Origin of the sequence: uncultured Bacteroides sp. (assembly GCF_910578895.1) — a bacterium.
Taxonomy (GTDB): Bacteria; Bacteroidota; Bacteroidia; order Bacteroidales; family Bacteroidaceae; genus Bacteroides.
Genome location: NZ_CAJTSC010000001.1, coordinates 156902 through 177964, shown reverse-complemented (window position 1 = coordinate 177964; position 21063 = coordinate 156902). Strand labels below are relative to the sequence as shown.

Sequence of the window (21063 nt, the reverse complement as noted above, 5' to 3'; positions counted from 1 at the left end):
AAGAGACATGAAAAACAAAAAAACGTTATTGGCATTGTTGGCAGGTCTGGCGTTGGGTTCTTGCGCTACGCGTGTTACAACGGAAAACGAGGCTTCGTTGAAAGATGTGCTGGGTGATAAATTCTTAATAGGTGTCGCCTTGAATACCAGCCAGTCTTCCGGTGTGGATACTGCCGCTGTCAAGATTGTAAAGCGCCATTTCAATTCGGTTGTTGCAGAGAATTGCATGAAGTGCCAGACAATTCATCCGGAGGAAGACCGTTATGATTTTAGCCAGGCGGACGAGTTCGTAAAGTTCGGCGAAGAGAACGGTATGTACATTATAGGCCATTGCCTGGTTTGGCATTCTCAGCTTGCTCCCTGGTTCTGTGTCGACAAGGAAGGTGAGAATGTGGCTCCGGAAGTCTTGAAGCAACGGCTTAAAGACCATATTACGACTATTGTGAGCCGTTATAAAGGACGTGTAAAGGGTTGGGACGTTGTGAATGAAGCGATTCTTGAAGATGGTTCTTACCGTAAAAGTAAATTCTACGAAATCTTAGGCGAAGAGTTCATACCCCTTGCTTTCCAATACGCCCATGAGGCAGATCCTGAGGCAGAATTATATTATAATGACTATAATATGCACGAGGCCGGAAAGCGTGCAACTGTTGTAAAACTTGTAAATGACATGAAATCCAAGGGAATCCGTGTCGATGCCATTGGCATGCAGGGGCATATAGGTCTCGACTATCCTTCTTTGAAAGATTTCGAAGAGAGTATGGTTGCCTATGCTTCTACCGGCGCTAAAGTGATGATAACGGAATGGGACATGAGTGCGCTACCTACTTTGAAGCGTACTGCCAATGTTTCTGATACGGTGGCATATAAGAAGATGTTGAACCCTTATCCCGAATCGTTGCCCGATAGCGTTTCCCGGCAATGGAATGACCGTATGGCTGAATTTCTGAATCTCTTTATCAAACATTCCGATGTAGTGAGCCGCGTGACGGCTTGGGGAGTGACTGACGGTGATTCCTGGAAGAACGGTTTCCCGGTGAGAGGACGTAAGGACTATGCGTTGCTCTTCGACCGCGATTATCAACCGAAAGAGTTTATAAAGAAATTACTGGAATAGGCATAAGAATGCTTGCAGGAAATATAGAGGAGCATTATACAGTTGTTGCCAAATAGGTTGGCAAGACTCTGCCACTCTATTGGCAACAACTTTTTCTTTCAACTCCGTCCGGACGAAGCCGGTTTCTGTTTCCCTCACCCTTTCATACCCTTGCCTAAGGGGCTATGAAAAGGTGGGGGAAACTTTTTTCAGCGGCGTTTGATAATGACAGGCTTATGGTTTTCGTCGTGGTAAGGCATGCCGTAGCGATTGGATTTTACCCTGCTGCCCATTAACGAGTCGATAGGGGCTTTCAGCGGTCTCACGCCTGCGGGAAGCTCTTTGCCGGAGAAGGTCTGGAAATAACCTACACAAGCGTCTCTCCACCATTCCGCATCATTCTTTTGAATGTCTAATTTTTGTGCCACTTCGTCAAATATGGTTTCACTGATATATGGTTTCAGGCTCGCCCATGTTGCCTGATATTTCTCAACTTGCGAGATTCCTTTGTCATAATGCAGGCAAATCTCGTCCCAAAGTTCCCTTCCGGAAGAGAGTTTGTAGTCCCATGGAAGATGGTGGAACCAGAGCAGCAGCTCCTCGGGGCAAGTTTCAAGAGCGTTGAATTGGGAGGCAAGCGGTTCATGATATTGGTCTACGTTGGCAGAGCCGTTGCGGGTACGGTCGAAGCCTACGCCGTCTTTACCTGCTTTGTGATAGAATATGGGCGACCAGTCGGGTCTTATGCTGCTTTCCCACGGACCCGGTCCGTAGTGCGACCCGCCGAATATATGGTGGAAACCAAGCGGCATCATATAATTTACGGCGGTTTCGCGGGAACTCATCATGATGTCCTTGACGGGGATGAGGAATTTCCGCTCATAGGCTTGCGGGGTCATCCCTTTGGGGCGGATGAAAGTCTGGCGTACCCATTCGTCTGCAATCTGTCCGGCGCTTAACGTAGGGTCCCATGCCAGGCGGCCGAAGGCGTACCAATTGGATTGGGCAAAGATATATCCGCAAAAGTTAGGGTCCTGCCCCGTATTCGCCACCCCTGCGATGGCTTTCACCATTTTTGCCACGGTAGAGCCTTTTCCGTCTCTATAGGTGTCGCTGTCAAGGCACTCTTCGTACGTGGTACCGTGATAGACCAGGTGGTTGGAGAAACCGAGGTATTCCTGAGTGATTTGAAATTCCATCATCATGGGAGTGTTGTATAGCTGCCCGAATAGCGGGCTGAAAGGTTCGCGCGGCTGAAAATCGATAGGACCGTTCTTGATTTGAATAATGACATTGTCTGCAAACTGTCCGTCAAGAGACTTGAACTCTTCTACCGCCTGGTTGGCGCGGTCATTGCTGGTGGGGCTGTATACGAAAGCTCTCCACATGATGATTCCGCCATAGGGTGCCACTGCTTCGGCAAGCATATTGGCGCCATCGGCATGGGTACGGCCGTAATCCTGCGGACCGGCTTGTCCTTCGGAGTTCGCCTTTACGAGGAAACCGCCGAAATCGGGAATGGCAGCGTAAATTTCTGCCGCCTTATCTTTCCACCATTGGCGGACGGTGGGGTCAAGGGGATCGCCGGATTTCAATCCGCTGAGTGCCATGGGGCTTGTCCATTTTATGGACAAATAAGTGGTAATGCCATACTCCCTGAGTATGCCGGCTATTTGAGCCACTCTGTCGATGTGTTCCTTGTCGAGGATAAGCGGATTGGAATTTACGTTGTTGAGCACGGCTCCGTTTAGTCCTACCGAGGAGCAGAGCTCGCCATAGTGGCGAATTCTTTCTACGGGGATTTCGCGGGCTGTCCATTCCCACATGGACAATCCGGCATAGCCTCTTTCTACGGTGTCGTCCAGGTTGTCCCAATGGTTGAGAATGCGGTATTCGTAATATGGTTTTTCGCGGACGTCCATACCTGCGTCGGCTTTGCCGAGAACTTCCGCCCTTTGCAAGGCATATACTCCGTAGCGGATGGCAGACCGGGAACCGCCGTCGATGCGGCGTGTGCCATCGGCATCGTAGATATGATATTCCTCTTTGGCAAGCGTGCTGTCTATTTTGGTTACGACGGAATTAAGCACGTCGTTGTAGCTGCGCCCGTTGGCAAGCCAAAGCATTGTCCCATCCTGGGCTATGGGTTCGGGAGCTGTGCATGCCGAAAGTGCCAGTATGGAGAAAAGGATGATACTGAATGTTTTAAAGTTTTTCATGGGATATTTTTTTTATTGGTAAAAAGCCGCTTGCAGACACTTTGAAACATCTACAAGCGGCCTTGATAAATACCTATTGAGAACTTGGAGCCGATTTAAATTTTATTGAAAAAAACGTAGGGTAAAATTTAAGCAGGCTCTTAATGAGATTGATTATCTGTATTCAGGATTTTGATAAAATCTTTTCTCATCAGCGCTCATTTCCATACCGTCAAGTTGTCCTTGCGGGATAGGACGGAGATAATGTCCCGGTTTGATGGTACGGGTGTAAGTCTTGACTTCACGATCGCCTTTGTTTTCACCGCATATTTGATAAGTGTCGGCATATTCGTTCCACTTCTGCGTACGTACGAGGTCGAACCAACGATAGCCTTCACCGAAGAATTCGCGTGAGCGTTCGTCAAGGATATAGTTGATAGTGATTTCTGCCGGAGTTGCAGCCACCATATCGGCACTCTTGTCAATGTTTACTTCTCTATTCTCGGCATTGCTGAATGTCCACTTGCCGGCACGGCTGCGGAGTACATTGACTAATTCGCGGGCGTTCATACCTGCTTTAACCGTTGCACCTTTTACGGCTGCTTCGGCAGCTACCAAGTAAAGTTCCGAGAACTTGGCAATGTTGTAAGGACGGGTGCTACCTGCATTCGGCTGACCGGGACCATTTCCATTGTCCGTACGGTAGGGACCGAGTTTCCAAAGACCGGGGAATACGCGGCGGCTGACAGCATTAAAACCTATGACATAGTCGGCACGTCCTTCTATGGTTCCCGCACCTACATTACTGATGCCGGCTCCTTCCGGATAGTCAATGTCAGTATCATCCTCTATAAAAGACAATAAAGGTTCTCTTTCTTTTACTGCTATTCCGGTAGGTCCTGTTACAGTCTGCCAAGTTGCTCCGTTTGTGGACCAGTTGGTGTAGTAAACAGTTGTAAATGTTCCGTCAAAACGGGAATCGTTTGTCTTATCGTAAAAAGTCTTTTTAAATACATGGTGAGGAGGTGCCATACGAGTCCAAGGACGTCCGTAAGCCTGTTCGGCGATACGAATGATTGGATTGATGGGCTTGTCTAATGTTTTGCCGTCTGCAATTTTTACTTGGGTGTCTGTGTAGTTCCAGTTCATCATCCAACCCGCAAAGTTGTCAGGGGCTCCACCGCCACCGTATGATAAGCTACCGCCATTGTAGTATTCATCTTCTTGAGTATGGTCGGCATACAACAGGATTTCCTTGTTACGGTCGTACTGACCTGCATTAGTCTGATAGAAACTCTCCATTAAACCGTAAGGACCGGGGTGCTCGATAGCTTCGATAGCTATGTCGTATGCCTGTTGGTAATACCACTTGGAATCGTGTCCGTCCGGATCAATACGGTCGCATTCCGGATAGGTCGGAATATTATTGGGGTTTTCCAACCACCAGCCATACGTCAAGTATGCTTTAGACAGATACAGACGGGCTACGGTTTTGGTTACTCCACCGGTTACGCGGGGATTCTCCGGCAAATCGGCGACAGCTGTTTTCAAATCGGGGAAAATGGCTTTGGTATATACTTCGGGCACAGTGTTACGCACTGAAGTGCGCGAGGTTGAAGTATTGAACTTTAATTCGCCTGCACCCAAATCCAATGGAACACCGCCGAATGTCTGTACCAGCATGAAATAGTCCATGCCACGGAAGAAATGTGCTTCGGCAAGCAGGGATGCTGAAACACCTACTGCCGATCCGTTCTCTATAATGCCGTTAGCGGTATTGATGTTAGGAAAAGTTGTTCCCCATAAGGCATCCGAACGGCTGCTGCTTGCTGTAAGATTACCTACACCGGACAAGTCGGCATCTTTGAAGTTGCCGTCAGCCGATTGTCCCCAGGTAGCTTCGTCCGTACCCGTCAGACAGGCATTGTAGTAGTAAGCCTGTCCGTAGAGGTTACGCAGGTTTGAATACATCGCGGTTATACCACCTTCTACACCTCTTTCCGATTGAAAGAAAGTAGGTTCGTAAATACTACGTGGCTGTTCGTCCAGAATGTCTGAGCAGGAAGTTGCAAAGAGCAATGCCATTGCCGTAGTTCCCAGAACTCTTATGTTAGTAAATATTGGTTTCATAGTTTTTCAAAGCTTAATTAGAATGTCAAGTTAATACCGAATAAATAATTACGTGTAGTCGGAGAGTTCGTACCTATCGTCAGGAATCGTCTTTGGAAAGCCGGAGTTGCCGAGTTTTCGTTTCCATAAGAGTTGGTTTCCGGATCCAGACCTGTTTCCTTGTGGAAAGGAGAGCAGATAACGAACGGATTCTGTATTGTCACGTAAGCGCGCAAACTTTGGATACCGAAGTTTTTCAGCCAGGCATGTTTGTCGAAATTATATCCTAAAGAGATGTTGCGGACTTTCCAGTAGGAAGCGTTAAAGAGACCCAAAGTGCTACCGTATTTCGGGTTGTCACCGCTCTGGATACCACCCGGTTTCGGATACTTGGCATCGGTGTTCTCTTCTGTCCAGTAGTCTACATCTACGTTTCCGCGACGACCTGTCAACATATTCAGATAACCGCCGGCGTGATGCAACGTACTAATCAGCTTGCCACCATATCTGAATGCGGTAATGATGTTCAGGTCGAAACCTTTGTATGCTACGCGGGTGCTGAAACCACCTGTAAACTTAGGCTCTAAGCTGATGATTTGGCGGTCGTCCGGACCGATTGCACGTACAGGCGTACCGTCTTCGTTGTATTCACCGGTATATTTTACTTTAATCATACCTACGTTTCCACCCGGTTCCAGTATGTTAAGATAGGGATCGCCTTCTTGCCACAAACCTATCTTCTCATAGTCGTAGATTGCATCGATAGGATGATTTACGAACCAGCTGTTTGCTTCATCGCGTTCTGCTCCCGAAGCAAGTTCCGTCAGCTTGTTGCGATTAGCGGCGAGGTTGATGCTGGCATCCCAAGTCCAACCGTTATGGTTGTCGAGGATTGTTCCGTTCAATGTCAACTCGAAACCTTTGTTCTCTGTCTTTCCTACGTTACCCATGTAACTGCTTACACCGGATGTTGAAGGAAGGTTGACATTTTGCAGCAAGTCGGATGTCTTTTGTGTGTAGTACTCTACCGTACCGGACAGGCGACCGCCGAATAATGTAAAGTCAAGACCGAAGTTCCATGTGGAAGAGTATTCCCAACCTAACTCATAGTTGGGTAATGCCGAAACATAATATCCGGTGGCATAACCGGTAGGACCGAAGTTGTAGGGACGGGTGGACAATTTACCCCAAGTAGAATACGGGTTTACTGCCTGATTGGATGTCTGTCCGTAACCTACGCGTACTTTCAGGATATCCAGCCATTCGATGTCATCCATGAATGATTCCTGACCGATGTTCCAACCTGCGGATACGGCAGGATAAGTGTGCCATTGATGTCCTTTTGCCAAACGTGAGGAGGCATCGGAACGTACGGTTGCCATGAACATATAACGGTTATCGTATGTATACATGACACGTCCCATGTAGGACATCAAACCGCTCTTTTGGTAATCCCAATTGTTCGGATTGACAGTGATGGTGCTTTCTGCGCGTCCTAAATTGTAATACTGCAAATATTCGGCAGGGATATCACGTGCGGCGATGTCGGATTTTGTGTAGACAGTTTCTTCGGCAGAATACATACCTATTACATTCAACTGATGTTTGCCGAATGTGCGGTCATAGGTTATCATGTTTTCTATCGCCCAGTTGGTCGTTTCGGTGTGCGTTAAAGAGGCAGTGGACGGAGTGTCGATTGTCGTACTGTTTACGCCTTCTCCCGTGAATGTTCCACCTTTGGTAGAACGGTAGTTCAAACCTAAATTCACACGATATTTCAACCCCTTGACCCACGGGCATTGTACTTCGGCAAAAAGATTGTTATAAGTACCGAAACCTTTTTGTTCGTTCAGCCATGTATCTTCCAGACTTTCTACAACATCGCGTGTCATCACAAAGTGTTCGTCCTGGCTGTTCAGCTTCACCGTTCTCTTTAGGCTTCCGTCTTCGTTGTATGGATTTGCAATCGGAGAAGTAGCCAATGTGTTATACAGCCCGATGTTTTGACCTTTTGTTACGTTATAGTTGGTGTTTGTAGTTAATCCGAAACGGAAGTATTTACCTACACCCTGGTCAAATGAACCACGCAATGAATAGCGTGTGTAGTTCTGGGTAGGAACTACGCCCTGGTCTTTATAATAAGCTGCACCAAAACTGTAGTTGCCGTTGTTTGTGCCACCGGCTACGCTTACGTCATGGCTGGTCACCATACCGGTTTGGTACATCAGGTCTTGCCAGTCTGTATTGACATCATCCGACTCGTCGGGAGAGTTTTCAAATTTGCCGGCATATTTACGCATTTCGGCAAACTTCTTTCCGTCCATCATCGGGTATTTGGAGAATACGGTTTTGGCACCTACGTAACCGTTATAGGTAAATTTGGCAGGTGTGCCTTGTGCTCCTTTATTGGTGGTGATGATGATAACACCGTTGGCACCGCGCGAACCGTAAATGGCTGTAGAGGAAGCATCTTTCAGGATGTCCATGCTTTTGATGTCACCGGGGTTGATATCGGAAAGATTTCCCATGAAAGGAATCCCATCCAATACTACTAACGGGTCGTTGGAAGCCGTCAGAGAACGGGTACCGCGGATACGGATTTGCATGCTGGCACCCGGTTGTGAAGAAGTCTGTGCCATATCCACACCGGCAATACGGTTTTGCAAAGCGTATGTGATGTTCGTTGCCGGGATTTCACGCAGTTTGTCGCCTCCCACTGATGCGATAGAACCTGTTACGTCCGATTTTCTTGCCGTACCGTAACCGATAACCACTACTTCTTCCAATGCTTTGGAGTCTTCCTTTAATGTAATGTTGAGATTTGCATTTCCTTTAACGGCAATTTCTTGGGTTATATATCCGATATAAGAAATTACCATGGTGGCGTTTTTCTGTACTGTTAACGAGAACTTTCCATCCAAATCGGTAATCATACCGTTGGTCGTTCCTTTTTCTGTTACATTGGCACCGATAACCGGTTCGCCTGAATTATCTTTCACAATACCTTTTACTGTGATATTCTGGGCAATACTCCACAGAGGTATCAGGCAAAGTAACAATAATAGCCCCAAGGGCCTAAAATAATAAGTTGTGCGTTTCATAAAAAACAAGGTTTTAATTGAATAAAAATGTTAAATAAAAGCGTGGTGTCATTCTGGTTTCAGGTTTTCATACTACTGTTTTTTTAAGGTTGGACATTCATTTTATTTTCTACAATGAAAAACGAAGAAAAGGGGATGTGCTCTCATTTTCTCGACAGGGACAAAGATACTGGGTATGCTTGATTTAGTAGTATATAGATGATACTTATATTTTTTATAACGTTACATGGGTTTTTAATTATGTTACATTCTTTTTTGTATATGTTACATTGACCGGGAAGGAGGCGGTAAATGGCGTCTGATATTATAAAAAACGTTTAAAATCGGTTCTTCTTGCCTTTGCCGGATAGATGAAGTTTTTTCTATCACAAAAGTGGCATATTTATCTTTTTGCTTATCTTTGTCAAACTTTTGTATCTAACTAAGAAGAAAGACTATGAAAAGATGCGTTTGGAAGATACTTGTAGTATGTTTGTGCTGCGTTGTTCAGAATATCAGTGCCCAAATCGGAAAAGTATATACAACGGATGCCGGCTTGTCCAGTAGCTTGATTAATCAAATGTTTTTGGATAAGCAAGGCTATATATGGATAGCGACGGAATATGGTTTAAACAGATTTGACGGTTTGCGCTTTGCCGATTACCGGCATGTCTCCGCAGACTCCTCCTCAATCCGGAATAACTATGTGCGCGCCTTGTTCGAGGATAGTGGGAATGATTTGTTGGTGGGATGTATCGACGGGCTGATGAAATATGACCGTGAGACAAACACTTTCTCCGAAATTCCTATGATACGTGCCGGTAAGCGGGTTTTTCCACATGTGACACAGATGCTGGAGTTGCATAACGGAGAAATATGGATGACTACTACCGGGCAAGGTATGTTCCGTTTGGACGAAGAGCAGAAACAGGCTGTATCCGTGGATAACCTTTTAAAGCAATCTAACTATAATTTTCAGTCTTGTTTTTATGAAGATTCCTATTATAACATCTGGATAGGAACTTACGGAAACGGATTGATTTGTTACATGCCTGCTACGAAAGAGGTGCGTGTATTCAAATCTCCGGTGCTCAATGATAATAATATAGCCGCCATTATAGAAGACAAGCAGGGTAATCTGTTTGTCGGGACGCAAAAGAGGGGGCTGTCATGTTATAATAGGAAAGACAACAGCTTTACTCCTGTTCCTTATACGGGAAACAGTGCGCTTTCCGTTTATTGCATGTCGTTGGTAGACGGGCAACTGCTGGTAGGTACCGACGGGCAGGGATTGAAAATGTACAATCCTGTAAAGAAGCAGTTGGAGGATTATATCATCAACGCTGCTCCGATAGACTTCTCGGAAGGAAAGATACATACGATTTTAGAAGATAAGGATAAAAATCTATGGTTGGGGTTGTTTCAAAAAGGACTTGTCCTGATTCCGAAACATAGCAATCCTTTTGAATATTATGGCAGTAAATCTATCTATTATAATCCTATAGGGCAGGGATGTGTTATGTCTATCTTTCAGGATAGCAACCAACACCTGTGGGTAGGTGCTGATAATGAGGGTATATACGAACTGAACGCGGAGGGAAAGAGGTTAAGGCATTATCAGCCGGGAAGTTCCGCTCGTTCCGTTGCCAATACGATCATGTGCGTCTACGAGGATTCGGAAAAGAACCTATGGCTTGGCTCCTATACACGAGGCGTGGCAAAATTGAACCGCAAGACCGGAGAGTGTGACTACTCCCTGCCTGTCGACAATGAAAAGATACTTTCTATTGCCGAAGATAAACAGAAAAACCTGTATATCGGGACATTGGGTTCCGGCTTTTATCAGTATAACTTACAGACCGGCAACTTGAGACATTACGAATCTTCTAAAGATGAAACGGGCGATTTAAGAAGAAATGAACTTGCCAACGATTGGATAAACTATATATTCTGCGACAGCGAAGGACTTGTCTGGTTGGGACATTATAAAGGGATAAGCTGTTTCGACCCTCTGAGAGGGAGTTTCATAAACTACCGGCAGGTGAATACGTTGATTTCCGGTTGCGTGGGTTATGCCATTCAAGAGGATTATTCCGGTAATATTTGGGCAGGTACTACGGACGGACTTTATTGTTTCAACAAAAAGACGGGGGAACTTAAAAGATTTACAACGGCAGACGGGTTGCCCAATAACGTTATTTGCGGTCTTTGTGAGGATTTCCGTCACGATATATGGATCAGTACCTATATGGGAATCAGCAGGTATGATGTGAAGAATAACCGTTTTGTCAATTACTATTCGGGAGACGGATTGCAGGGCACCGAATTTACCCACGGGGCTTTTTATAAAGACAAGCAAGGAAAAATCTATTTCGGCGGCATCAACGGTATCACATGTTTTTCTCCGGAAAGAATCGGAAACGTTTCCAAAGAAACCAATGTATGGATTACGGACTTTTACGTATTTAATCAGCCGATACATAAGAACAGCCTTTCGGGCGGAGACCCCATCATCCATACATCGGTACAGGATGCCGAACTGTTTCGGTTGTCGCACGAGGACAATACATTCAGTATCGTTTTTTCCACATTGCAGTACAATAATCCCGGGCAAATCTCTTATCAGTATAAGATTAACGAGTTAAGTTCTCAATGGCTTAGTACCGAACCGGGTGTGAATCGTGTGACTTACAACAATCTGCCGCCCGGTCGATACACGTTTCAGGTGCGTGCCCTCAATTATGGCAATTATTCGGAAACGCGTACGGTGAAAATCCTGATTACTCCTCCTTGGCATCAGACTTGGTGGGCATATTGCATTTACGCCGTTTTGGCAGGGTTGCTGGTATGGGGCATCGTCAATTATATCGTGTCGCGCATGCGCCACCGTCGTGAAATCATGAAACGGGAACATGCCGAGCAACTGAATGAAGCGAAGTTGCAGTTCTTCATCAATATATCCCACGAAATACGTACCCCCATGACGCTTATCATCAACCCGCTGGAGAAACTGCTGGCGGATAAAAAAGATGGCGAGTTGCATAAGACCTATCTGATGATTTATCGTAACGCACAACGCATCCTGCGCCTGATTAACCAGTTGATGGATATACGTAAGCTGGATAAGGGACAGATGTTCATGAAATTCCGCGAAACGGATATGGTAGGATTCATTGATGACTTGATGCAGACATTCGAGTATATGGCGCATAAAAAGAATATCCGTTTCGTCTTTGAACACAAGATGCCTCAACTGAAAGTGTGGATAGATTTGAATAACTTCGATAAAGTGCTGTTGAACATTCTTTCCAATGCCTTTAAGTATACTCCGGATGGAGGTGAGGTGCAGGTCAGCCTGACTACAGGTCAGGATATGACGCGCCGGGATGCGTTACGCGAATATTTTGAGATTGTGATAACAGACAGCGGCATTGGCATCGACCGTAATAAGATAGAACGTATTTTCGAACGCTTTTATCAGATAGACAATGATGTGACGAAATCCAACTTCGGTACAGGCATCGGCTTGCACCTGTCCCGTTCATTGGTACAATTGCATCATGGGGTGATTTTTGCAGAAAACAGAGAGGATGTTTCCGGCAGCCGTTTCGTCATACGCATACCGTTAGGTTCGGCACATTTGCGTACCGACGAGCTGGAGACTGTAGATGCAAACACTTCCATGTTCCACACTGTTGACAAACCTGTGTTGGCAAAACTGGAAGAAGCGTTGATGGAAGAAGGGGAAGAGCCCGAAGCCGGAGTTAAAGCGAAGACGCATTACCGGGTATTGGTGGTGGAGGATGAGGTCGAAATCAAAACCTACCTGAAATCGGAACTGGCGGACGACTACAAAGTCGAGACTTGCAACAATGGAAAAGAAGCCTATGATTTGGTTTTGCGTGACGCTCCCGATTTGATTATTTCGGATGTCATGATGCCCGAGATGGACGGGCTGACACTGTGCCGTAAGATAAAGCAGAATACCAATGTGAATCATATACCTGTCATATTGTTAACGGCGAAATCCAAGCCGGAAGACACTTTGGAAGGAATGGAGACCGGTGCTGATGCCTATATGGTGAAGCCCTTCAATACGGAGTTGCTGAAAAAGACCGTTGCCAACCTGATTGCCAACCGCAGGCTGCTGCGCAACAAATTCAGCGGAGCGCAACAGCAAGAGGATAAGATGGAAAAAATCACCATGAAATCCAATGACGAGATATTGATGGGTAAAATCATGAAGGTGGTGAATGAACATCTGGACGACCCTGCGCTGAATGTTGAGATGCTTGCTTCCGAAGTAGGGTTAAGCCGTGTGCATGTGCATCGTAAATTGAAGGAACTGACCAATCTTTCTACGCGTGATTTCATTAAGAATATCCGTTTGCAGCAGGCGGCTGCTTTGCTGGCGCAAGACCAGAAACTCACTGTCTCGGAGATTGCTTATGCCACGGGATACACCAACCTGTCTCATTTCTCCAGTTCTTTCCGTGAGAAATACGGAATGTCACCGAAGGAGTATATGAATCAGCATAGGTGATGTTTGTCTATATGTGCAAATTACCCTATGCGGTAAGGCAACCGCTCGTTGCTATGAACTGATACGAGAACCGGTATGTACGTGTTTATTTCTTCTTCCGGATGCTTGTGACTTTTCTGCGTATCATCAGGATATTCAGCAAGGACACTGCGAGGAACAGCGCGCATCCCGTTATCCGGCATGGCAGTAACGACCCTGCCTCCAATTGCGGGAAGAGCGCGCCGAGTATTTCCATGTAGTAGCTGCGCATCCATGCTATTCCGCTGGCAGACAATACCAGTACCGACAGGTTCAGCCCCACTGTCAGGATGTTGTAGGGGAGTGCTACTTGGTTCGGGCTGTATCCGATTAGAAGCAGATTCTCCAATTTCGTGGTGTTCTTTTGCAGCAGCAGGAAGATGCTTAACATTAGGATATAGAAAGATAAGATGCTGATAAACAATCCTACACTCATGACAATGCCGGTGATGAGCCGCAGGAAATAAGTCGTCTTTCCGGCATCCAGGCTGTCGCCTTCGGTTTCGTAATGTTGCCGTTGGAAATAGTCGCTGATAGCTGTGTCGGTGGGGTTCTTTACTTCGACGATGAGACGGGAAGGGCGGGCTTCTTTGCCGGGAGCAAAACTTCTGTTCGCCCACTCCATAAACGCTTGGGGAACAAGAATGGTGTTCAGACGATTGGAGAAACCTGCAATTTTCCCTTTTAAATGTTCAACGCGTCCGTTACCCCGCAACGTGATGTCCATTTGTATCAGCCCCATAAGTCCTTCGGAGAGTTTCGGCAGGCTTCGGCTTTGCGCAAAGCCGAAGTTATACAGGTTGAGGTAATTGCGCGGAATGATGATAGGGATGGTTTGTGAGGTCTCATCAAAATGCCATTTGTCCAAGTTGACATCTACGTATTCGTCAGGCACCGACTCGAAAAACATTTCGGTAGAAAGGTGTATGCCGGTTTCCTGCATGGCTAATCCGGCGGATACTTTAAATAAGGAAGGGGTAAAGGCTCCCACGCTTTCGGTGAAGGATTGTTCTTTCATCTCTTCGATTTCTTTCGGGGAGAAGGTGTTGCTTCTTCCGGTAAAGCTGCCGAGCGTGCTGATTCTTTTGGTGGCGATGATATAATTCTTTTTTATGAAGCTGTCTCCCTGTGTGAAGATGGGAAGCACATCACGGTAGAACTGCACGCTTAGCAGTACAATCAGCATGCCGAAGAGGTTGGCGAAGAAGAAGCCGGTCAGTTGACCTACACTGATATGTTGACGGAGAAGTTTCCAGACAAGTCGGTTCATTAATTTTGAATTTTGAATGATGAATTTTAAATGATGGGTTGTGGGTATTGAATTATTGGGCTTTGATTTTCTGTTTTCAACTGTCAATTTTCATTTTTCAACTATCAATTATCTGCTGTCAATTTTCAGTTGTCGGTTGAAAACTACAGCCGTAAGGTTTCGTCATATTCCAATTCCAGATGCTTGCCGATGGAGGTGACAATGATGCCTGCGCCCTGTTTGTCGGCTTCTTCCATAAGCAGGCGGCTCATGATGAGACTGTTTTCTTCATCAAGATGGCTGACAGGTTCGTCCAGGAAGATAAAGTCGAACGGTTGGCAAAGGCTTCGGATAAAAGCGACACGTTGCTGTTGCCCGAAAGAGAGTTTGCCGGTTTTTTCATTGACTTTGTCGGGAATGCCGATTGCCTCTAAAAAGGCAAGAATTTCTTTTTTCTTCTTATGACCGGTCAGGCGGTTTTTCAATAAGATATTCTCGAGGACCGTCAGTTCGGGGAAGATGCGCAATTCCTGAAAAAGAATGCTGAGTGAATGTTTTCTTATATCCGTCCATTCGTTGACGGAGAGTGAGCGGATGTTTCGTCCGTCGAAATTGATGATACCTTGATAGTCGTTGCGGTATCCGTAGATATAGCTGCACAGTGATGACTTACCGGTGCCTGAGGCAGCTTCTATCAGATACCGTTTTCCTTTACTGAAAAGGATGTCCTGATGCCATATTTGTGAGGAGATGGTATCACGGTTGGCAAATACCTGAGGTAAGGTCTGTTGTAAATGAATGTGGTTCATTATATATAAATTACTGATTACAATCACAACCCCACGAATGACTTGCCGAAACCGACAAGCTGTTTCAGGGCATTTTCATTCTTTTCGTTCAGGACGATTGTAAAGTTTGTCCGGTTATTGTCTCCCCGCAGGTTCAGTTCCTCTATTTTCATAATCAGTTGGTAGAGTATATTGACTTCCGGTTCGTCCGGCGCGTATTCCATAAGCACACGCAGGTTGGTCAGCGTAAGCAATTCATCGCTGGTGAGCGAGATATTGAAAGGCACCCCGTGCATCATGCTCATGACAGCCTGCTGCAACTCCCTCGAATTTTGAGGATGAAAAGGCTGGTTGCTTTCTTTGGTCTTCCCCTTGAATTCGGCGCTTTGCAGGGTAGCGTATATGCGCCCGTTCTCGAACAGGACATAGCCCAGCAGTTGTGTGCCATGCGGCCAGTTCAGCACGCCACGGACGTCCATAGGCAGGGCGTCGGGAGTTGCCAACAGGCGTATGTCTCCTTTTTGCTGCATCATCGGGGTGAAGTATTTATTGGCATGGATGCTCTTGTCGGCAGGCTGTTGCATAAGGGCGGCGATTGCCGGTTGCAGTTTCTGTAGCTGTTCCGAACTACCGCCGTAAACTCCCAGCAGAGTACCGTCGTTGTAGGAAAACTGTATTCCGGCTTCTTTTATTTCGACACTTCGGTAACCGTTGGCTTTTGCCGGAGCGGTACATAATTGCTCCTGAACGAACAGTTGGAGCATGGTTTCAAACTTATGTAAGTCGGCAATCTTCATGCTGATTGCAGTGTTGTGCAGGGTGGGGGCTTTGAAAACGTAGGCCGGGGTGTTCCAGTCTATTCCGCTTTCGGCAGGGTTTTCCAGCAGCGTTTCCGCTTCTTTTTCCAAATTGGTGTTTCCGCTTTCAAGAAGCAGTGCCAACAGGCGCTGCAAAGTAGCTTGGTTGTCCGCATCATTCAATCCGGCTTTGTGGACGATGTTTTTTAAATCGACTGCCGCTACTTCTGTGGCATTGGCGGGAATTACATGGGTGTATTCTGTCTTTTTCTCGGTTTTGCCGCACGAACTTAGGCACAGTGCCATTAGCAGAAACGGCAGTAAACAGAAGTAAAAACTCTTTCTCATATCCTAATTATTGGTTTTGCAGGTTCAAGATGTGGCAGGCAACGAGTGCTGCGGTCTCGGTGCGCAAGCGGGAGTTGCCAAGGCTTATAGGTTCGAAACCGTTCTCGATGGCTTTCCTCACTTCTTCCTCGCTGAAGTCGCCTTCCGGTCCGATAAGCACCAACGCATTTTCTCCTTTGCGGACAATATCTTTCAATAAAGGCTTTTCCCCTTCATAACAATGTGCGATGAATTTGCGGCCTTCGAAAGGGCGGCTGATGAATTTGTTGAAATCGGTCATTTCATTCAGCCGGGGCAGGCGCGCTTTCAGCGATTGCTTGATGGCGGATACCAATATCTTGGCGATACGCTCTGTCTTGATTACTTTACGCTCCGAAAAGCGGCAGTTCAGGAATGTCAGTTCATCGAAACCTATCTCGGTAGCTTTCTCTGCGAACCACTCCGTGCGGTCCATGTTCTTGGTGGGAGCCATTGCGATGTGCAGGTGTCCGCTCCATAAAGGTGCTTGCGGAATGGTCTTCAGTATATTGACAAGGCAACGTTTGGGGGTGGCGGTACTGATTTCCGCACGGTAGAAGTTGCCTTTGCCGTCGGTCAGTGTCACTTCATCGCCTGCTTGCAATCTCAGTACGCGGACTGCATGGGCGGCTTCTTCGCCGGGGAGTTCGGCTTGCGACTGTATGTCGGGAGTATAGAATACGTGCATAGTTGTTTATTGTTTTTTGTATTGGCTGATCATGTCTCTCAGTTGTGCCGCCCGTTCGTACTCCTCTTTGTCTATGGCATTTTGCAGGGCGGCTTCCAACTGCTTTAGGGTGTTTTTTCGGGTAAGGGCGTTTTCGTTGCTCTTTACCTCCCGGTTCGGAGTGGTGCGATGTTCCGCTTTCAGGCACTCGGCCTCTAAAATGTCATCGTATACGAAAATCGGGGCATTCATGCACAGGGCAAGGGCTACGGCATCGCTCGTGCGTGCATCGATGCGCAGTACCGCATCGTTCGTTTTCAGGTAGAGATAGGCATGAAAAATACCATTGTCCACCTTGTGAATAAGCACACGCAGCAAGGATACTCCCAAAACTTCAAGCACGGAGGCAAACAATGTGTGCGTCAGCGGGCGGGGCGGAACGATGCCTTTCATTTCAATCAGCAGATACTGTGCTTCGCTGCTGCCTATGATAACCGGTAATTCGCGCTGACCGTTTACCTCACTCAGCACCAGGGCATAGGCTCCGGCTTGTGCCTGGCTGCTTGAGATACTCTGTACATGCAGTTCTATCTTCTTCCTGTTCATTCTGTCATTTTATACCCGCCGCTTTTTCCGTAGTATGCTTATAGCGGAATACGATTCCGAAGAATATTCCGATAACCAACGCGTAGGCCGCGAATATAAGCCATACGGGAGTCCATTCACGGCTTATCAGACCACCTTCGGGAGCATATACGGAGAATGCATCCACTACGGCACCGCTGGCATATCCGCCTATGATTGCGCCCAAACCGTTCGTCATCATGAAAAACAATCCCTGCGCACTGGCACGGATGCTCGGGTGCGCTTCCATTTCTGTGAATAACGAGCCCGAAACATTGAAAAAGTCGAATGCCATGCCATAGACAATCATGGAAAGGATGAGCATCCATAAGCCGCTGCCGGGATCACCCAAACCGAAGAGGCCGAAGCGGAACACCCAGGCGAACATGCTGATAAGCATCACACGCTTGATTCCGAAATGTCTCAGGAAGAATGGAATGGCGAGGATGAATAATGTTTCGCTCATTTGTGAGATAGAGAGCAGAATGACGGAATGTTTCACTCCGAAAGAATCGGCATATTGGGGAATGGAAGCGAAAGAACTCAAGAACAGGTCTCCGTAGGTGTTTGTGATTTGCAGCGCTGCGCCTAACAGCATGGAGAAAAAGAAGAAGATAGCCATCTTCTTGCGTTTGAAGAGCACCAATGCGTCAAGCCCGAAGGCGGAGAGCATCGTCTTCCCTTCGCTACGCGCGGGCGGACAGGCGGGCAGCGAGAAAGCGTAGAGTCCTAAGATGGTGGCGGAGATTGCTGCCACATAGAGTTGTGCGGGACCTGCCTTGAAACCGGTGAGGTCTACAGCCCACATGGCGCAAATAAAACCTACGGTTCCCCAAACCCGTATAGGAGGGAAGTCTTTTATCAAATCCAACTTATACTGTTCCAACGCATTGTACGAAACCGTGTTTGCCAATGATAGGGTAGGCATGTATACAAGCATGTTAAGCAGCATTGCCCAATACATGTGGTTGTATGTAGTAGCGGTGGATGCGTAAATCAGAGCACCGGCACCGATAAGATGCAGTATGCCGTAAAGGCGTTCGGCGTTTATCCATTTGTCGGCGATAATTCCCATAAGTCCGGGCATGATAAGCGAGGCGATTCCCATAGTTGCGAAAATGGCGCCGATCTGACCGCCTTCGAAGTGTAATGTACCACCCATGTAGCCGCCTAATGAGATAAGCCATGCTCCCCAAATAAAGAATTGAAGAAACTGCATGGCTGTGAGTCGGAATTTGATGCTCATAATATTAGCTTTTTTATAGAAAATTGTTGAATTGTGTAATAGGTGCAAATGTACGATGCAGTTGGCAGAAAAACAAGAAGTGTATATAAAAAAAGAAGGCCATCTATCCCAGACAGCCAATCTTTATTAACCTTAAATCTAATACCATGAAAAACACAGTGCAAAGATAAGGGGTTTTATGTTATATAACATACTGTTTTACTGATTTTCTTTTGTATATTAACATGATTTAAATCTTTGACCTGAATTTGTTCCGGTTTTATCTTCAGCCGGATGCGGCATACGGGAGTGCTGTGCCGCTTTTATTGCCGGGATGGCAATCATACGGTATGGTTCCCGTAATCATACGGTATGATTGCATGAATCATACCGTATGATTGCTATCTTTGCCTGATGGGAAGTATGCCGCTCTTTCCGTTCGAACCGGTTTGGGTTTATTCCACGTATAGGACAAGTCCTTTCAGGTATTCTCCTTCGGGGTGATAAATGCCTACGGGGTGGTCGGCCGGTTGTGTCAATTGGTGCAGGATACGCACGCTGCGACCGGACATGGCAGCGGCGGTGAACACGGCGGTACGGAAATTCTCCTTGCTGACGGCTTGTGAACAGGAGAAGGTGAACAGTATGCCGCCCGGTTTGATTTTCTCGAATGCCTTGACATTGAGTTTCCGGTATCCTTGCAGGGCGTTACGCAATGCGTCGCGGTGTTTGGCAAATGCCGGCGGGTCCAGAATGATGAGGTCGTATTGGTCGCCCATACGGTCGAGATATTTAAAGGCATCTTCCGCGTATGCCGCATGGCGGCTGTCACCGGGAAAGTTCAATTCGATATTCTTGTTTGTCAGATCGATTGCTTTGGCGGAACTGTCTACGGAATGCACTAACTTGGCATTGCCACGCATGGCGTATACCGAGAAGCCGCCGGTGTAGCAGAACATATTCAACACGCTACGGCCGTTGGCATAGCGTTCCAGTAGCGAACGATTCTCCCGCTGGTCTACAAAGAAACCTGTCTTCTGACCTTTCAGCCAATCAATATGGAATTTCAAGCCATATTCCATGGCAATATTGTCGGTACTTCCACCTCGCAGGAAACCGTTTTCCGGATAAAGGTCGGCTTTGAAGGGCAGGGTGGTTTCGGATTTGTAGTAGATGTTGTCAATCTTATCTCCCATGACCTCGGTCAGCGCATCGGCTATTGCCATGCGGTCGAGGTGCATGCCGGCGGAATGTGCCTGCATAACGGCAGTCCGGGCATAGACGTCGATTACCAGTCCCGGCAGGTTGTCGCCCTCGCCATGTACCAGGCGGTATGTGTTGTTGGTCGGGTTCCCGGCAATGCCGATGCTGCGGCGCATATCGTAGGCGATGCTGAGTTTACGTTTCCAAAAAACGGCATCAATTACCTCGTCTTGGCGGAAGCTGAGCACACGGACGGCGATGCTGCCAATCTGGAAATGCCCTTTGGCGATAAACTCTTTCTTGGATGTATAGATTTCAACGACTTCTCCCTCTTCGGGTTCTCCGTCGAAATGCGCGATGGCGCCGGAAAATACCCAAGGGTGGAAACGTTTTAACGACTCTTCTTTACCAGGCTTTAGATATACTTTATACATAGTTATAATATAGGGTGTAGTAATGTTATAAGGAAGTTGTGCGATGATTCTCTTCGGCTGCCATTTCAAAATCGCCGGTACGCTTCAATTCCTGCAACCGGTTGTATATGTTCAGGCATGCCCACGCATCGGTGGCTGCGTATTGTTGCTGAGGCAGGGTCAGTGCTTCGGCTTCCCAGTTGGACAGACGTTGGTTCTTTGAAATCTTTTCTGCAAAAAGAATGGCATATATTTTTTGCAGGCTCTTGTCCTGGATACCGAAAGTACGGACATATTCTTGCAGTTCGATGCAGGCACGTGGTTCGAAAGGCGCACGCTTGTGCAGCATCATGAAATCATCGCGCAGGGAGAGCCCCACCTTGATAATACCGGGATTTTCGAGCAGCATGATAACCGGAAGAGTCAGGCCGACAAGGTTGAGACGGAAAAGAAAACAGTGGTCTTCCGATGAAATCTGCAACAGCGCCACCTTATGCGATTGTCCTTTGATGAAAGACGGACGCGTCTCGCTGTCGATACCTAATATGGAGCATTTTTTTAGATAGTCCACTGCACGCTCTGCCTCTTGAGGGGTTTGTACAACATGTATCTGCCCCGGAAAGACAACTTTCGGCATCTCCTTTACTTCTTCTTTATCTATACTTCTTCTGATAATCATAGCTTAAA

Annotated in this window: 13 protein-coding genes; 2 read left to right on the top strand and 11 right to left on the bottom strand. The window is 46.9% G+C overall.

Features of this window, described 5'->3' with window-relative positions:
* Positions 1–7 precede the first annotated feature (7 nt).
* Positions 8–1117, top strand: coding sequence for an endo-1,4-beta-xylanase (locus QZ327_RS00605; RefSeq protein WP_294616230.1), 1110 nt, complete (start codon positions 8–10; stop codon positions 1115–1117).
* A 188-nt stretch (positions 1118–1305) separates the two neighbouring features.
* Here the strand turns inward: QZ327_RS00605 and QZ327_RS00600 are convergent, their stop codons facing one another.
* The 3 genes from QZ327_RS00600 to QZ327_RS00590 form a co-directional block, all read right to left on the bottom strand.
* Positions 1306–3315, bottom strand: coding sequence for an alpha-glucuronidase (locus tag QZ327_RS00600; RefSeq protein WP_294616228.1), 2010 nt, complete (start codon positions 3313–3315; stop codon positions 1306–1308).
* A 153-nt stretch (positions 3316–3468) separates the two neighbouring features.
* A complete protein-coding gene (locus QZ327_RS00595) occupies positions 3469–5424 on the bottom strand; it encodes a RagB/SusD family nutrient uptake outer membrane protein (protein WP_294616226.1) in 1956 nt (651 codons plus the stop codon).
* A gap of 17 nt (positions 5425–5441) precedes the next feature.
* Positions 5442–8504 carry a TonB-dependent receptor gene (locus tag QZ327_RS00590; protein WP_294616224.1) on the bottom strand — a complete coding sequence of 1021 codons (3063 nt, stop codon included), beginning with the start codon at positions 8502–8504 and terminating at the stop codon, positions 5442–5444.
* A 436-nt stretch (positions 8505–8940) separates the two neighbouring features.
* Between QZ327_RS00590 and QZ327_RS00585 the strand changes: the two genes are divergently transcribed.
* The gene (locus tag QZ327_RS00585) at positions 8941–13026 is read left to right on the top strand and encodes a two-component regulator propeller domain-containing protein (RefSeq protein WP_294616223.1); all 4086 of its coding nucleotides are present in this window, start codon (positions 8941–8943) and stop codon (positions 13024–13026) included.
* A gap of 85 nt (positions 13027–13111) precedes the next feature.
* On the opposite strand, the gene QZ327_RS00580 is transcribed toward QZ327_RS00585, so the two are convergent.
* The 8 genes from QZ327_RS00580 to QZ327_RS00545 all read right to left on the bottom strand — a co-directional run bounded on the left by QZ327_RS00580 (position 13112) and on the right by QZ327_RS00545 (position 21055).
* Positions 13112–14314 carry an ABC transporter permease gene (locus QZ327_RS00580; RefSeq protein ID WP_294616222.1) on the bottom strand — a complete coding sequence of 401 codons (1203 nt, stop codon included), beginning with the start codon at positions 14312–14314 and terminating at the stop codon, positions 13112–13114.
* 143 nt (positions 14315–14457) lie between these two features.
* Positions 14458–15102, bottom strand: a complete 645-nt coding sequence (locus tag QZ327_RS00575; RefSeq protein ID WP_294616220.1) for an ATP-binding cassette domain-containing protein — start codon at positions 15100–15102, stop codon at positions 14458–14460.
* Between the two features lie 23 nt (positions 15103–15125).
* Positions 15126–16226 carry a DUF4836 family protein gene (locus QZ327_RS00570; RefSeq protein WP_294616219.1) on the bottom strand — a complete coding sequence of 367 codons (1101 nt, stop codon included), beginning with the start codon at positions 16224–16226 and terminating at the stop codon, positions 15126–15128.
* Between the two features lie 7 nt (positions 16227–16233).
* Complete coding sequence (locus tag QZ327_RS00565) at positions 16234–16932, bottom strand: 16S rRNA (uracil(1498)-N(3))-methyltransferase (RefSeq protein WP_294616218.1); 699 nt, start codon at positions 16930–16932, stop codon at positions 16234–16236.
* A 6-nt stretch (positions 16933–16938) separates the two neighbouring features.
* The gene (locus tag QZ327_RS00560; protein ID WP_294616217.1) at positions 16939–17517 is read right to left on the bottom strand and encodes a bifunctional nuclease family protein; all 579 of its coding nucleotides are present in this window, start codon (positions 17515–17517) and stop codon (positions 16939–16941) included.
* A 4-nt stretch (positions 17518–17521) separates the two neighbouring features.
* Positions 17522–18781: a nucleoside permease gene (locus QZ327_RS00555; protein ID WP_294616215.1), complete on the bottom strand. Its 1260-nt coding sequence runs from the start codon at positions 18779–18781 to the stop codon at positions 17522–17524.
* Between the two features lie 434 nt (positions 18782–19215).
* On the bottom strand, positions 19216–20397 hold the full coding sequence (locus QZ327_RS00550; RefSeq protein ID WP_294616213.1) for a class I SAM-dependent rRNA methyltransferase: 1182 nt from the start codon (positions 20395–20397) through the stop codon (positions 19216–19218).
* A gap of 25 nt (positions 20398–20422) precedes the next feature.
* The gene (locus tag QZ327_RS00545) at positions 20423–21055 is read right to left on the bottom strand and encodes a 3'-5' exonuclease (protein WP_294616211.1); all 633 of its coding nucleotides are present in this window, start codon (positions 21053–21055) and stop codon (positions 20423–20425) included.
* Positions 21056–21063: the final 8 nt, after the last annotated feature.

Bases quoted from the DNA above. Each gene is read 5' to 3' on its own strand.
- QZ327_RS00605 (WP_294616230.1), top strand. From the start codon at position 8: ATGAAAAACAAAAAAACGTTATTGGCATTGTTGGCAGGTCTGGCGTTG.
- QZ327_RS00600 (WP_294616228.1), bottom strand. From the start codon at position 3,315: ATGAAAAACTTTAAAACATTCAGTATCATCCTTTTCTCCATACTGGCA.
- QZ327_RS00595 (WP_294616226.1), bottom strand. From the start codon at position 5,424: ATGAAACCAATATTTACTAACATAAGAGTTCTGGGAACTACGGCAATG.
- QZ327_RS00590 (WP_294616224.1), bottom strand. From the start codon at position 8,504: ATGAAACGCACAACTTATTATTTTAGGCCCTTGGGGCTATTATTGTTA.
- QZ327_RS00585 (WP_294616223.1), top strand. From the start codon at position 8,941: ATGAAAAGATGCGTTTGGAAGATACTTGTAGTATGTTTGTGCTGCGTT.
- QZ327_RS00580 (WP_294616222.1), bottom strand. From the start codon at position 14,314: ATGAACCGACTTGTCTGGAAACTTCTCCGTCAACATATCAGTGTAGGT.
- QZ327_RS00575 (WP_294616220.1), bottom strand. From the start codon at position 15,102: ATGAACCACATTCATTTACAACAGACCTTACCTCAGGTATTTGCCAAC.
- QZ327_RS00570 (WP_294616219.1), bottom strand. From the start codon at position 16,226: ATGAGAAAGAGTTTTTACTTCTGTTTACTGCCGTTTCTGCTAATGGCA.
- QZ327_RS00565 (WP_294616218.1), bottom strand. From the start codon at position 16,932: ATGCACGTATTCTATACTCCCGACATACAGTCGCAAGCCGAACTCCCC.
- QZ327_RS00560 (WP_294616217.1), bottom strand. From the start codon at position 17,517: ATGAACAGGAAGAAGATAGAACTGCATGTACAGAGTATCTCAAGCAGC.
- QZ327_RS00555 (WP_294616215.1), bottom strand. From the start codon at position 18,781: ATGAGCATCAAATTCCGACTCACAGCCATGCAGTTTCTTCAATTCTTT.
- QZ327_RS00550 (WP_294616213.1), bottom strand. From the start codon at position 20,397: ATGTATAAAGTATATCTAAAGCCTGGTAAAGAAGAGTCGTTAAAACGT.
- QZ327_RS00545 (WP_294616211.1), bottom strand. From the start codon at position 21,055: ATGATTATCAGAAGAAGTATAGATAAAGAAGAAGTAAAGGAGATGCCG.